This is a genomic window from Streptomyces mirabilis, from assembly GCF_039503195.1.
Taxonomy (GTDB): Bacteria; Actinomycetota; Actinomycetes; order Streptomycetales; family Streptomycetaceae; genus Streptomyces; species Streptomyces mirabilis_D.
In genome coordinates this window covers 5,317,943-5,331,122 of sequence record NZ_JBCJKP010000001.1, presented here as the reverse complement: position 1 = coordinate 5,331,122, position 13,180 = coordinate 5,317,943, and the positions used below count along the sequence as shown (strand labels likewise).

Sequence of the window (13,180 nt, the reverse complement as noted above, 5' to 3'; positions counted from 1 at the left end):
ACATCAGCACGATAGATCGGCCGTCCGTCTGCGACAAGGGGGACCATGGTGAACGGCGTCACATCACCGATTCATACGAAGCAAGTTGCCTGATTTGGGGTGAACTTCAGGATTAGGGGGGTTTTGACGGTGCGTAGTCTGTGCGCCATGCAAAACCACCGGGAACCGAGTGACGCCTGAGGGCGTCCTCGTCCCTGGTGCAGTACGGGTGAATGCGCAAACGACCGCATCCGTACTTCGGGGGGACCGGAAACCAGCTGCCGTTTCCAGGCGCGCACGGGTGCGCCTGCCCGAGGAGTAATCGTTCGATGAGCGAGCACCGTCGCAAACCGTCGCAGCCACAGGGCGGCGGACGTGCCGCGGCCCGACGCGGCCAGACCGGCCCGTCCTCCGGCCGCCGTGCGGCACCGCGGGGCGCCACCGGGTCCCCTTCCGACTCCTATGAGTCGGGGGGTGAGGAGGAGCGCCCGTACACCGGCCGCGCCGAGGCCCGGCGCGCAGCTCAGAGAAGCAGCGGCGGCGGTCGGCGCCGAGGCGCCGACGCCACAGGGCCCGGCGGCCGCCGCGGCGGTCCTGACGGCCCCGGGCGCGCGCGGGCCTCTGGGCCTGTAAAGAAGCGTTTCATCGACTACCCGCGCGCGGGCAAGTCGGGAGCCGGGCGCTGGATGCCGTCCTGGAAACTGGTGACGGGACTGTTCATCGGCTTCTGCGGGAGCCTGGTGGCCGTGGCCGGTATCGGGTACGCGATGGTGAGTGTCCCGAACATCGCGGACACCGCCACGGCGCAGAACAACGTCTACTACTGGGCCGACGGCAGCCAGATGGTCGCCACCGGTGGTGAGACGAACCGCCAGATCATCAACTACGAGCAGATTCCCCCGGCGATGCGGTACGCCGTCATCTCACAGGAGAACAAGACCTTTGAGACCGACAGCGGCGTCGACCCGAGGGGTATCGCGCGCGCCTTCTTGAACATGGCCAAGGGCGGCCAGACGCAGGGTGGTTCCACCATCACCCAGCAGTACGTCAAGAACGCGATGCTGGACGACCAGTCGCAGACGATCTCCCGGAAGTTCAAGGAGATCTTCGTCGCGATCAAGGTGGGCGCCACGGTCGACAAGAAAAAGATCATGGCTGGCTACCTGAACTCCGCGTACTACGGTCGCGGGGCCTACGGGATCCAGGCGGCCGCGCGCGCGTACTTCAACAAGGACGCCGAGTATCTCGACCCGAGCCAGTGCGCCTTCCTGGCGGCGATGCTCAAGGGCGCCACGTACTACGACCCGGCGGGTGCGACATCGCTCGACGCTGCCGCCACTCCCGAGGCCAACACGAAGCGGGCCACGGCCCAGTGGTCGGACACTCTGGACAAAGAGGTCAAGTACGGCCACCTGAGCGCCACGGAACGGGCCAAGTACAAGACGCTCCCCAAGGCTCAGAACCCGCGGTCGAACACTCGGCTCAGCGGCCAGATCGGCTATCTCGTCGATCTCGCCAAGGCCTACGTCATCAACAACACCAAGATCACCGCGAACCAGCTTCAGCAGGGCGGCTACTCGATCAAAACGACCTTCGACAAGAAGAAGGTCAATGCGCTAGAGAAGGCCGTGGAGGAAGTCCGCAAGAAGAAGATAAACCCCAAGCTGCGGCCGAATACGGACACCTACGTCCAGTTTGGTGGGGCCTCCGTCGACCCAGCCACGGGCGCGATCAAGGCCATCTACGGCGGTGAGGACGCGACCAAGCACTTCACGAACAACGCTGACCAGACCGGTGCCCAGGTGGGTTCGACGTTCAAGCCGTTCGTGCTCGCAGCCGCCATGCAGTGGGGTGTGAAGAATCCCGACCTGGGGTCGTCGCAGTCGGAGGACGAACGCACGGTGGTCTCTCCGAAGAGCCTGTACAGCGGCAAGAACAGGCTCAAGATCAAGAACTATGACCATTCCGTCTGGACCGACAAGGACGGCAAGGAGTGGCTCCAGACCAACGACGGAAACGAGTCGTACAACCCGCCGAGTTACAAGATCGATCTCCGCGAGGCGATGAGGGAGTCCGTGAACTCCGCCTACGTGCAACTCGGTATGGACGTAGGCCTGGACAAGGTCGAGCAGGCCGTGCTGCAGGCGGGCATCCTCAAGACCAGTCTGGCGAGCTCCAACTTTCCCTCGTTCTCCATCGGTACCTCCGACCCCAGTGCGATCCGTATGGCCGGCGCGTACGCCACCTTCGCGGACAGCGGCCAGCAGCACGATCCGTACTCGGTCGAGAAGATCACCAGCAAGGACGGCACGGTGTTCGAGCACAGAAGTGTCGCCAAGGCGAAGGAAGCCTTCTCTTCGCAGGTCGCGGACAACGTCACCGACGTGCTGAAGACGGTTGTCGATAAGGGAACCGGCACCGCCGCCCAGCTGACCGGCCGCGAGGTGGCCGGTAAGACGGGTACGACCGACGGCAACAAGTCGGCGTGGTTCGTCGGATACACCCCGCAGTTGTCGACCTCGATCGGCATGTACCGCTTGGACGACGACGCGTCCAACAAGAGCCGCACGTTCCTGGAGATGTACGGCACGGGCGGCGAGAAGAAGATCCACGGCGCCTCGTTCCCGGCCCAGATCTGGCACGACTACATGGAGCAGGCGCTCAAGGGCACGAAGGCGGAGCCCTTCCCGACGCCCGAGCCCATCGGGAAGGTCCTCAATGACACCCCGAGCCCGTCCGCGACCCCGTCGACCACACCGTCGCCGTCGGCCAGCCCGACGCCGAGCAACTCGCCCAGCCCGTCCATCAGCAGCTCGCCCACGGCTTCGCCGACCGACACCTGCGGCAACTTCGGCTGGAACTGTGGGAACAACGGCGGGACGAACACGGGGACCACCGGCGGTGCGACCGGAACCACCTCACCCACGCCGACAACGACCATTACCAGCGGGAATACCAGAGGTAATGGCAACGGCGGCATCTTCGCCGGACAGAACGGCGGATAGACAGACGCGCAACCCGAGGAACAGGGGCCGTCAGCTGTGGCTGACGGCCCCTGTTCTCTTACCGCCGCTGCGGCCATTCTCAGACGCGTACGGCAGGATGTGCGCCATGCCCAGTGCAGAGACGACGCGAACGAGCGTGCGCGAGCCGGAGCCGGTGCGGCCGACCAAGGACGACGAGGTCGCCGCGGCCGGAAGCGAGCTGATCGGCGGCCCCATCGGACGGAGAGCACTGCTGGGGGCGTCCTGGTGGACCCCGGTACGCGTGGTCGCGCTCGTCGCGATCGGCATGTTCGCCCTCGGTATGGTGCAGAAACTGCCCTGCTACGACAGCGGCTGGTTCTTCGGGGCCAGCACGCAGTACACGCACGCGTGCTACTCCGACATCCCGCACCTCTACCAGGGACGCGGTTTCGCCGACGGGCTCGTGCCGTACTTCGACAAGCTCCCCGGCGACATGGACTACCTCGAGTACCCGGTCCTGACCGGTCTGTTCATGGAGGTCGCGGCCTGGCTCACACCGGGCGGCGGCAGCATCCAGCACCAGGAGCAGATCTACTGGATGGTCAACGCCGGGATGCTCATGGTGTGCGCGGCGGTCATCGCCGTATGCACCGTGCGCACCCACCGCCTGCGCCCCTGGGACGGCCTTCTGGTCGCCCTCGCGCCCGCCTTCGCGCTCACGGCCACCATCAACTGGGACCTCCTCGCGGTGGCCCTGCTGGCCGCCGCGATGCTCATGTGGTCGCGTGGCCGCTCCCTCGCCTTCGGTGTCCTGCTCGGGCTCGCCACGGCCGCCAAGTTCTACCCGTTCCTGCTCATGGGACCGCTGCTCGTGCTGTGCTGGCGGGCGGGCAAGTGGCGGGAGTTCGGGAACGCGCTCATGGGCGCGGTCGGAGCCTGGCTCGTGGTGAACCTCCCCGTGATGTACCTCGCGCCGGAAGGCTGGGCGAAGTTCTACAGCTTCAGCCAGACCAGGGGGATCGACTTCGGTTCGGTCTTTCTGTTCGTCTCCACCTGGTGGAAGGTCCCGATCAGTTACCAGACGGCGAACGCGTGGGCACTGGTCCTGATGGTGCTCGTCTGCGGGGGCATGGCCGCGCTCGCGCTCACCGCCCCGCGCCGCCCCCGCTTCGCCCAACTGGCCTTCCTGATCGTCGCGGCCTTCATCCTCACCAACAAGGTCTACTCGCCCCAGTACGTGCTGTGGCTGATTCCCCTGGCCGCGCTGGCCCGGCCGAAGTGGCGGGACTTCCTGATCTGGCAGGCGTGCGAGGTCGCGTACTTCCTGGGGATCTGGATGTACCTCGCGTACACGACCAGCGGGGAGGCCCACAAGGGCCTCTCCTCACACGGGTACCAGTTCGCGATCGCCGCCCACCTTCTGGGCACGCTGTACCTGTGCGCCGTGGTCGTACGCGACATCCTCATGCCGGAGCGGGACGTCGTGCGCAGGGCGGGCGAGGACGATCCCTCGGGCGGCGTCCTGGACGGCGCGGAGGACGTCTTCGTGCTCGGCGCGGCGGCCCATCCACCGCGGCACGCGGCGCACTTCGACGGGCCTCAGGTGGAATGGGGCGGCAACGGCGGGGGGTCGACCCCGGAGGACAGTTCGCTCTGAGCGAACAGGACTCGGTCCCGGCTTCGACGGGCAACGCGAAAGGCCGTACACGGTATGTGTGTACGGCCTTTCTGCTGTTTCCTCAGGGGGCAGAGACAGGTGATCCTTCCCGGGATCAGCGCTCCACGATGCGGTCGAACTGCGTGGTGGTGTGCCGCAGATGGGCCACCAGCTCGTCGCCGACGCGCGGTTCCGTGGCGTCCGACGGTACGAAGAGGATCGACACCTGCATGTGCGGCGGCTCGGCGAACCAGCGCTGCTTGCCGGCCCAGACGAACGGAGAAAGGTTCCGGTTGACGGTCGCCAGGCCGGCCCGGGCGACGCCCTTGGCGCGCGGCATGACGCCGTGCAGAGCCTTCGGGGCCTCCAGGCCCACGCCGTGCGACGTACCGCCCGCCACGACGACCAGCCAGCCGTCGGAGGCCGTCTTCTGCTGCCGGTAGCCGAAGCGGTCGCCCTTGGAGACACGGGTGACGTCCAGGACGGCTCCGCGGTACTCGGTCGCCTCGTGGTCCCCCAGCCACAGCCGGGTGCCGATACGGGCACGGAAGCGGGTCTGCGGGAACTGCTGCTGCAGCCGCGCGAGCTCATCGGCCTTGAGGTGGCTGACGAACATCGTGTGCAGCGGCAGTCGTGCCGCGCGCAGACGGTCCATCCAGCCGATGACCTCCTCGACGGCGTCCGAGCCGTCGGTGCGGTCCAGCGGCAGGTGGATGGCGAAGCCCTCCAGCCGGACGTTCTCTATGGCGGAGTGCAGGTGCGGCAGATCCTGCTCGCTGACACCGTGCCGTTTCATCGAGGACATCACCTCGATGACGACACGGGCGCCCACGAGGCCGTACACGCCGTCGATGGACGACACCGAGCGGATGACACGGTCGGGCAGCGGTACGGGCTCCTCGCCCCGCCTGAACGGTGTCAGGACCAGCAGATCGCCGCCGAACCAGTCCTTGATCCGGGCGGCCTCGTACGTGGTGCCGACGGCCAGGATGTCCGAGCCGAGGCGGGTGGCCTCGTCGGCGAGCCGCTCGTGGCCGAAGCCGTAGCCGTTGCCCTTGCAGACGGGGACGAGCCCCGGAAACTGCTCGGACACCTGCTTGTGGTGTGCCCGCCAGCGCGCGGTGTCGACGTAGAGCGTGAGCGCCATGGCCGGTCCCGGAACCTTTCTCGTGGCTGCGGTGAATCAGAGGTAGGGAAATTGTGGCGGATCCGCCGGACCGACGGGGCCACGCCGGGCCGGATGGGCGGCTCGGCATGCGCTCCGGGCCGGCTCAGCGGCGCGACGCGTACGGGCTCAGCGGCGTGACATGTAGATGTCGAGCGCCTTGTGGAGCAGCTTGTTGAGCGGGAAGTCCCACTCGCCGAGGTACTCGGCTGCCTGCCCCCGTGCCCACCTTGAACTGGATCAGACCGAAGAGGTGGTCCGTCTCGTCCAGCGAGTCGGAGATGCCGCGCAGGTCGTAGACGGTCGCGCCCAGGGCGTACGAGTCGCGCAGCATCCGCCACTGCATCGCGTTCGAGGGCCGGAACTCACGCCCGATGTTGTCCGATGCGCCGTACGAGTACCAGACGTGCCCGCCGACGACCAGCATCGTGGCCGCGGACAGGTTCACGCCGCCGCGCCGGGCGAAGTAGAGCCGCATCCGGTTGGGGTCCTCGGTGTTGAGGGCCGACCACATGCGCTGGAAGTACGACAGCGGGCGCGGCCGGAAGTGGTCGCGGATCGCCGTGATCTCGTACAGCCGCTGCCACTCCTCGAGGTCGTGGTAGCCGCCCTGGACGACCTCGACGCCCTCTTTCTCGGCCTTCTTGATGTTGCGCCGCCACAGCTGGTTGAAGTTCTTGTGAACCTCTTCCAGGGAGCGGTTGGCGAGCGGCACCTGGAAGACGTAGCGGGGCTGTACGTCGCCGAAGCCGGCGCCGCCGTCCTCGCCCTGCTGCCAGCCCATGCGGCGCAGCTTGTCGGCGACCTCGAAGGCGCGCGGTTCGATGAAGTCCGCCTCGATGTCGCGCAGGCGCTTCACGTCCGGGTTCTGGATGCCGCCCTTGATGGAGGTGGCCTCCCAGCGCCGGATGATCACCGGCGGGCCCATCTTCACGGAGAAGGCGCCCTGCTGCTTGAGGTGCGCGAGCATCGGCTGCAGCCACTCGTCGAGGTTCGGCGCGTACCAGTTGATGACCGGACCCTCGGGGAGGTAGGCGAGGTAGCGCTTGATCTTGGGCAGCTGGCGGTACAGCACCAGCCCGGCGCCCACCATCTCGCCGGTCCGCTCGTCGAACCAGCCCAGGCTCTCGGAGCGCCACTCCGCCTTGACATCGGCCCATGCCGGAACCTGCATGTGGCTAGCCGCGGGCAGGCTCTGGATGTAGGCCAGATGCTGCTCTCGGCTGATGGTCCTCAGGGTCAGGCTCATTCGGGGCGCTCCTCGGGCTGGTGTGTCCCCATGGGTACAGGGGCTCCGGCTCTCGCGCCGAAGCCTACTGCGCCCTGGGAGCGCCCCGACTGGGCCGTACTGAACCTGCGTCCCGACCGAAGCGTGGTCAGGACGTTCTGAGGTGATGTGTCCGGCTGTATCGGCAGGCGGTGGTGTCTCCGGCCCCCGGACGAGGTTGTGATCGGCTGCCCGGCCCGCGGAACGACTCCGTCTGTCCGGTCCGCGGAACGGGTCCGGTTGCCTCAGCCGATGATGCCGCCGAAGAGGCCGCCGTGCGCCATGCCGAGGAAGAAGCCGACGGCCGAGGCACCGAGACCCAGGATCAGGCCGAAGCGTTCCCGGGTCGTCTCCGAGATGAACTGCCCGGAGGCGCCGGTGATGATCCCGATCAGGCCTGCCCACGAGCTGATGAGGTGCAGGCTGTTGAAGGCTGCCGTGATGAGAGCGGTGACTCCGAGGACCAGAGTCACCGCGAGCAGCGTGTCTTGGAGGGGATGGGGCTTGTGGTCCGTCGCGAACAGAGAGCCGGCAACGGTGGGTCGCGTTTGTGCCATAGGGCACCTCCTGCGGAAGGCGGCGCATCGTAGCGCCATACACACCCGATGTGTACAGATTGACGGTGACCCCGGCCGGATTTCAACCGGAAGCGGGTGTGCAGGTACTCTGTACCCTCTGCACCGGTGTCTGCCCAAGCCATGGCCAGGTCACGACAAGGATTCCCCTTCGGTTCACCGATCACTCGGTACATCGACGGAGTCCTCTTGTCAGTGGCGTTGTCAGTGGCCGCGGATACCGTCGCGAACGCATCACAACCCTCCTGCCACGGAACCGCCGTGGCCGTTGAGTCCAAAGGAGGTGGGTTCCACATGCGTCACTACGAGGTGATGGTCATCCTCGACCCCGATCTCGAGGAGCGCGCTGTCTCCCCGCTGATCGAGAACTTCCTCTCCGTCGTCCGTGAGGGCAACGGAAAGGTCGAGAAGGTCGACACCTGGGGCCGTCGTCGTCTCGCGTACGAGATCAAGAAGAAGCCCGAGGGCATCTACTCGGTCATCGACCTGCAGGCCGAGCCTGCGGTCGTCAAGGAGCTCGACCGCCAGATGAACCTGAACGAGTCGGTCCTCCGGACCAAGGTCCTCCGTCCCGAGACCCACTGAGCTCTGCAGCTCAGCTGATCTCGGGCATCGAGTAGCAGCACTAGCAGCCAGCAGCAAACCCGCCGAGAGGTTCCCCCATGGCAGGCGAGACCGTCATCACGGTCGTCGGCAATCTTGTCGACGACCCCGAGCTGCGCTTCACCCCTTCCGGTGCGGCGGTCGCGAAGTTCCGTGTCGCGTCCACCCCCCGCACCTTCGACCGTCAGACCAATGAGTGGAAGGACGGCGAGAGCCTGTTCCTGACCTGCTCGGTCTGGCGTCAGGCGGCGGAGAACGTCGCCGAGTCGCTCCAGCGAGGCATGCGCGTCATCGTGCAGGGCCGGCTGAAGCAGCGGTCCTACGAGGACCGTGAGGGCGTCAAGCGCACGGTCTACGAGCTGGACGTCGAGGAAGTCGGCGCCAGCCTGAAGAACGCCACGGCCAAGGTCACCAAGACCACCGGTCGAGGTGGCCAGGGCGGTTACGCCGGCGCCGGTGGCGGCGGCCAGCAGGGCGGCGGCTGGGGCGGAGGCTCCGGCGGCGGCCAGCAGGGCGGCGGCGGAGCAGCTCCCGCGGAGGACCCCTGGGCGACCAGTGCTCCTGCCGGTGGCAACCAGGGCGGCGGCGGTGGCGGCTGGGGTGGAAACTCCGGCGGCTCCGGCGGCTCTGGCGGCGGCTACTCGGACGAGCCCCCCTTCTAGGCCCCCGGGCCGAGGGTGGGCCGTACCCCCACTTCTTGATCACACAGGAGATACACCATGGCGAAGCCGCCTGTGCGCAAGCCGAAGAAGAAGGTCTGCGCTTTCTGCAAGGACAAGGTCACGTACGTGGACTACAAGGACACGAACATGCTGCGGAAGTTCATTTCCGACCGCGGCAAGATCCGTGCCCGCCGCGTGACCGGCAACTGCACGCAGCACCAGCGTGACGTCGCCACGGCCGTGAAGAACAGCCGTGAGATGGCGCTGCTGCCCTACACCTCCACCGCGCGATAAGGGAAGGGTGACCGACTAATGAAGATCATCCTCACCCACGAGGTCTCCGGCCTCGGTGCCGCGGGCGACGTCGTCGACGTCAAGGACGGTTACGCTCGCAACTACCTGATCCCGCGGAACTTTGCGATCCGCTGGACCAAGGGTGGCGAGAAGGACGTCGAGCAGATCCGTCGTGCTCGCAAGATCCACGAGATCGCGACCATCGAGCAGGCCAACGAGATCAAGGCCCGCCTCGAAGGCGTGAAGGTCCGTCTGGCCGTCCGCTCCGGCGACGCCGGTCGTCTCTTCGGTTCCGTCACCCCGGCCGACATCGCTTCGGCGATCAAGGCTTCCGGTGGCCCCGAGGTCGACAAGCGCCGCATCGAGCTGGGCTCGCCGATCAAGACCCTGGGCGCCCATGAGACGTCCGTGCGTCTGCACCCCGAGGTGGCCGCCAAGGTCAACATCGAGGTCGTCGCGGCCTGACCGCTGCGCTCGGCATAGCTGAGAGAAGGGCCGTACCCAGCTGGGTACGGCCCTTCTTCGTTCGGCAGGGGCGAGCTCGTTCGACTGATGCGAGTTGCTCTGTGTTTCACGTGAAACGGGGCTGAGGGCGAGGGCGACAGCGATGGCGCGGGCGACGGCCGGGACGAGGGGCAGGGTCAGGTCGGGACCGGCCGGGCTGGCCGTTTCACGTGAAACGGCCACTGTGCTGGTTCAACGTGTCGCGCCCGTGACGATCCAGCGTCCCGAGTGGGAGCGCAGCCACAGGGTCAGCATCCTCACCGTCATCATCAGCGCCATCGCTCCCCAGAGCGCGGTGAGTCCGCCTCCGAGCGTGGGCACCAGCAGCGCGACGGGAGCGAAGAGCGCCAGGGTGAGCAGCATGGCCCACGCCAGGTAGGGCCCGTCCCCCGCGCCCATCAGGACTCCGTCCAGGACGAAGACGACGCCGCTGATCGGCTGTGAGACGGCCACCAGAACCAGTGCGGGAAGCGCCGTGTTCTGGACGGCCGAGTCGCTGGTGAACAGGGGAAGGAAGATCGGGCGGGCGGCGATCACCAGTAGGCCGAGGACGACACCGGAAGCGATGCCCCACTGGACCATGCGGCGGCAGGCCTCGCGAGCCCCCTGAGCGTCGTTCGCGCCGAGATGGCGTCCGATGATGGCCTGTCCGGCGATGGCGATCGCGTCGAGCGCGAAGGCGAGCAGACTCCACAGGGACAGGATGATCTGGTGTGCGGCCATGTCGGCGTCCCCGAGCCGAGCGGCGACAGCCGTGGCGATCATGAGGATCGTCCTCAGCGACAGCGTACGTACGAGCAGGGGCGCACCGGCCTGAGCGCAGGCCCTTATCCCGGCGGCGTCCGGTCGCAACGAGGCCTCGTGCTTGCGGGCTCCGCGGACGACGACGAACAGATACACCACGGCCATACCGAACTGGGCGACGACGGTGCCCCAGGCGGAGCCGGCGATACCCAGTCCGGCGCCGTAGACGAGGCCCGCGTTGAGCGCGGCGTTGGCGACGAAGCCCCCGACGGCGACATAGAGAGGGGTCTTCGTGTCCTGCAGTCCGCGCAGGACACCGGTGGACGCGAGCACGATGAGCATCGCGGGTATACCGAGCGAGGAGATGCGCAGATAGGTCGTCGCGTACGGGGCCGCGGTGTGCGAGGCGCCGAAGAGCCCCACGAGGGCGGGTGCCGTGGGCAGGACCACGGCTATGACGACAGCACCGAGCAGCAGCGCGAGCCAGATGCCGTCCATGCCCTGGCGTATCGCGGCCCGCAGATCACCGGCGCCGACCCGTCGGGCGACGGCGGCGGTGGTGGCGTACGCGAGGAAGACGAAAACACTGACGGCGGTGGTGAGGAGGGCGGAGGCGACACCGAGGCCGGCCAGTTGCGCGGTGCCGAGGTGTCCGACGATGGCGCTGTCGGCCATCACGAAAAGAGGCTCGGCGACGAGTGCGCCGAAGGCCGGAACGGCCAGCGCGACGATCTCTCGGTCGTGCCGGCGCCGGGCGGCCTCGGGTGCCGGGGGAGCCTGTGTCATGGGCACCAATCTAATCTTCCACAGGTAAGAGATGCAACGTGATAGTGCCCATTACCTACGCTTCCGTCGGGCGTGTCGCCGTGTACCGTTTGCAGCGATCTTTGTCCGACCGGGAAAGTTTTTCTTCTGCACAGCCGGTGGATGGTTAACCAGCAGGTCAGGGCGGTTTCTCTCGAGTGGTTGAGGGCTTGTTCACAGGCCTGTCCACCGGGTCGTGCACAGGTTTTGTGGAGTTCTCCACAGCATCCGGGCCGTCGTCCACATGGCCTGTGGATAACCAGATTGGCTGTCGGTCCCCGCGGGCCTACCGTGGTGCGGCGCCCGCTCTCTTTTCTGCCTTCGGAAACCTCGCAAAACCGACACGTCAGAACCGGAGTTGGGCCTCTTAGTTGTCAGTGCCGTGCCATAGAAATAAGGGGCACGGTTAGGTCCGCTCGGCGGACGGGAGGAGGTGGCTCGGTGAGTATTTCCGAGCCCTTGGACGACCCGTGGGCCGACAGCGGTCCCAGTGATCGTCTGCCCGCTTCCCGCCGAGGCCGCGAGGGCGGCCGGGGCCGCGACGAACAGCACGACCGCGACCGGGACAACGGGCCGTGGGAAGGCGGAGGTTCGTCCTTCGAGCGCGTACCTCCCCAGGACCTCGACGCCGAGCAGTCCGTTCTCGGTGGCATGCTCCTGTCCAAGGACGCCATCGCCGACGTGGTCGAGGTCATCAAGGGCCACGACTTCTACCGGCCCGCGCACGAGACCATCTACACCGCGATCCTCGATCTGTACGCGAAGGGCGAGCCGGCCGACCCGATCACGGTCGCAGCCGAGCTCACCAAGCGGGGTGAGATCACCAAGGTCGGTGGTGCCTCGTATCTGCACACCCTCGTCCAGACGGTCCCCACGGCGGCGAACGCCGAGTACTACGCGGAGATCGTGCATGAGCGCGCGGTCCTGCGCCGCCTGGTCGAGGCCGGCACGCGCATCACACAGATGGGATACGCGGCCGACGGCGACGTGGACGAGATCGTCAACACCGCCCAGGCCGAGATCTACGCGGTCACCGAGCAGCGCACCACCGAGGACTACCTGCCGCTGGGCGACATCATGGAGGGCGCGCTCGACGAGATCGAGGCGATCGGTTCACGGTCGGGCGAGATGACCGGTGTGCCGACGGGCTTCACCGACCTGGACTCGCTCACGAACGGTCTGCACCCGGGCCAGATGATCATCATCGCGGCTCGTCCCGCGATGGGTAAGTCGACGCTGGCGCTGGACTTCGCGCGGGCCTGTTCGATCAAGCACAACATGCCCAGCGTGATCTTCTCGCTCGAAATGGGACGCAACGAGATCGCGATGCGCCTGCTGTCAGCCGAAGCCCGCGTGGCCCTGCACCACATGAGATCCGGCACGATGACCGACGAGGACTGGACACGGCTCGCGCGCCGGATGCCCGACGTCTCGGCCGCACCGCTCTACATCGACGACTCCCCGAACCTGTCCATGATGGAGATCCGCGCCAAGTGCCGGCGCCTCAAGCAGCGCGCCGATCTGAAGCTCGTCGTCATCGACTATCTGCAGCTGATGCAGTCGGGCGGCAAGCGGTCCGAGAGCCGGCAGCAGGAGGTCTCCGACATGTCGCGAAACCTGAAGCTCCTGGCCAAGGAGCTGGAGCTGCCGGTGATCGCGCTGTCGCAGCTCAACCGTGGTCCCGAACAGCGCACGGACAAGAAGCCCATGGTCTCCGACCTGCGTGAATCCGGATCGATCGAGCAGGACGCGGACATGGTGATCCTGCTGCACCGCGAGGACGCCTACGAGAAGGAGTCACCGCGCGCGGGCGAGGCGGACATCATCGTCGGCAAGCACCGTAACGGCCCGACGGCCACGATCACCGTGGCCTTCCAGGGCCACTACTCGCGCTTCGTGGACATGGCACAGACCTGATCCACCCTCCTGGGGGCGGTGCGGGAGACATGCGCCCGGTCTT

The 13,180-nt window shown here is 67.0% G+C and carries 10 protein-coding genes and 1 pseudogene; 7 read left to right on the top strand and 4 right to left on the bottom strand.

Features of this window, described 5'->3' with window-relative positions; translation table 11 throughout:
* The first annotated feature begins 308 nt into the window (after window positions 1-308).
* Both AAFF41_RS24660 and AAFF41_RS24655 read left to right on the top strand, forming a co-directional pair.
* On the top strand, window positions 309-2,984 hold the full coding sequence (locus AAFF41_RS24660) for a transglycosylase domain-containing protein (RefSeq protein WP_319752438.1): 2,676 nt from the start codon (window positions 309-311) through the stop codon (window positions 2,982-2,984).
* 106 nt (window positions 2,985-3,090) lie between these two features.
* Window positions 3,091-4,602: a glycosyltransferase family 87 protein gene (locus tag AAFF41_RS24655; protein ID WP_319752439.1), complete on the top strand. Its 1,512-nt coding sequence runs from the start codon at window positions 3,091-3,093 to the stop codon at window positions 4,600-4,602.
* Between the two features lie 115 nt (window positions 4,603-4,717).
* Here the strand turns inward: AAFF41_RS24655 and AAFF41_RS24650 are convergent, their stop codons facing one another.
* The 3 genes and pseudogenes from AAFF41_RS24650 to AAFF41_RS24640 all read right to left on the bottom strand — a co-directional run bounded on the left by AAFF41_RS24650 (window position 4,718) and on the right by AAFF41_RS24640 (window position 7,591).
* Window positions 4,718-5,749 (bottom strand): alanine racemase, encoded by a 1,032-nt coding sequence (locus AAFF41_RS24650; RefSeq protein WP_054236450.1) that lies wholly within the window; start codon window positions 5,747-5,749, stop codon window positions 4,718-4,720.
* Window positions 5,750-5,896: 147 nt separating this feature from the next.
* Window positions 5,897-7,016, bottom strand: a pseudogene (gene femX, locus AAFF41_RS24645) (peptidoglycan bridge formation glycyltransferase FemX).
* A 263-nt stretch (window positions 7,017-7,279) separates the two neighbouring features.
* Window positions 7,280-7,591: a hypothetical protein gene (locus AAFF41_RS24640; RefSeq protein ID WP_054236452.1), complete on the bottom strand. Its 312-nt coding sequence runs from the start codon at window positions 7,589-7,591 to the stop codon at window positions 7,280-7,282.
* 312 nt (window positions 7,592-7,903) lie between these two features.
* Between AAFF41_RS24640 and rpsF the strand changes: the two genes are divergently transcribed.
* The 4 genes from rpsF to rplI all read left to right on the top strand — a co-directional run bounded on the left by rpsF (window position 7,904) and on the right by rplI (window position 9,633).
* Window positions 7,904-8,194, top strand: coding sequence for a 30S ribosomal protein S6 (rpsF, locus tag AAFF41_RS24635; RefSeq protein ID WP_004950685.1), 291 nt, complete (start codon window positions 7,904-7,906; stop codon window positions 8,192-8,194).
* Between the two features lie 77 nt (window positions 8,195-8,271).
* Window positions 8,272-8,874: a single-stranded DNA-binding protein gene (locus AAFF41_RS24630; RefSeq protein ID WP_319752440.1), complete on the top strand. Its 603-nt coding sequence runs from the start codon at window positions 8,272-8,274 to the stop codon at window positions 8,872-8,874.
* A gap of 57 nt (window positions 8,875-8,931) precedes the next feature.
* The gene (rpsR, locus tag AAFF41_RS24625; RefSeq protein ID WP_003949403.1) at window positions 8,932-9,168 is read left to right on the top strand and encodes a 30S ribosomal protein S18; all 237 of its coding nucleotides are present in this window, start codon (window positions 8,932-8,934) and stop codon (window positions 9,166-9,168) included.
* An 18-nt stretch (window positions 9,169-9,186) separates the two neighbouring features.
* On the top strand, window positions 9,187-9,633 hold the full coding sequence (gene rplI, locus AAFF41_RS24620; protein WP_054236454.1) for a 50S ribosomal protein L9: 447 nt from the start codon (window positions 9,187-9,189) through the stop codon (window positions 9,631-9,633).
* Window positions 9,634-9,864: 231 nt separating this feature from the next.
* Here the strand turns inward: rplI and AAFF41_RS24615 are convergent, their stop codons facing one another.
* A complete protein-coding gene (locus tag AAFF41_RS24615; protein WP_319752441.1) occupies window positions 9,865-11,202 on the bottom strand; it encodes an MATE family efflux transporter in 1,338 nt (445 codons plus the stop codon).
* Window positions 11,203-11,661: 459 nt separating this feature from the next.
* Between AAFF41_RS24615 and dnaB the strand changes: the two genes are divergently transcribed.
* Window positions 11,662-13,137 carry a replicative DNA helicase gene (dnaB, locus tag AAFF41_RS24610; RefSeq protein ID WP_054236456.1) on the top strand — a complete coding sequence of 492 codons (1,476 nt, stop codon included), beginning with the start codon at window positions 11,662-11,664 and terminating at the stop codon, window positions 13,135-13,137.
* Window positions 13,138-13,180: the final 43 nt, after the last annotated feature.

Coding starts and splice junctions, on each gene's coding strand:
- AAFF41_RS24660 (WP_319752438.1), top strand. CDS start 309: ATGAGCGAGCACCGTCGCAAACCGTCGCAGCCACAGGGCGGCGGACGT.
- AAFF41_RS24655 (WP_319752439.1), top strand. CDS start 3,091: ATGCCCAGTGCAGAGACGACGCGAACGAGCGTGCGCGAGCCGGAGCCG.
- AAFF41_RS24650 (WP_054236450.1), bottom strand. CDS start 5,749: ATGGCGCTCACGCTCTACGTCGACACCGCGCGCTGGCGGGCACACCAC.
- AAFF41_RS24640 (WP_054236452.1), bottom strand. CDS start 7,591: ATGGCACAAACGCGACCCACCGTTGCCGGCTCTCTGTTCGCGACGGAC.
- rpsF (WP_004950685.1), top strand. CDS start 7,904: ATGCGTCACTACGAGGTGATGGTCATCCTCGACCCCGATCTCGAGGAG.
- AAFF41_RS24630 (WP_319752440.1), top strand. CDS start 8,272: ATGGCAGGCGAGACCGTCATCACGGTCGTCGGCAATCTTGTCGACGAC.
- rpsR (WP_003949403.1), top strand. CDS start 8,932: ATGGCGAAGCCGCCTGTGCGCAAGCCGAAGAAGAAGGTCTGCGCTTTC.
- rplI (WP_054236454.1), top strand. CDS start 9,187: ATGAAGATCATCCTCACCCACGAGGTCTCCGGCCTCGGTGCCGCGGGC.
- AAFF41_RS24615 (WP_319752441.1), bottom strand. CDS start 11,202: ATGACACAGGCTCCCCCGGCACCCGAGGCCGCCCGGCGCCGGCACGAC.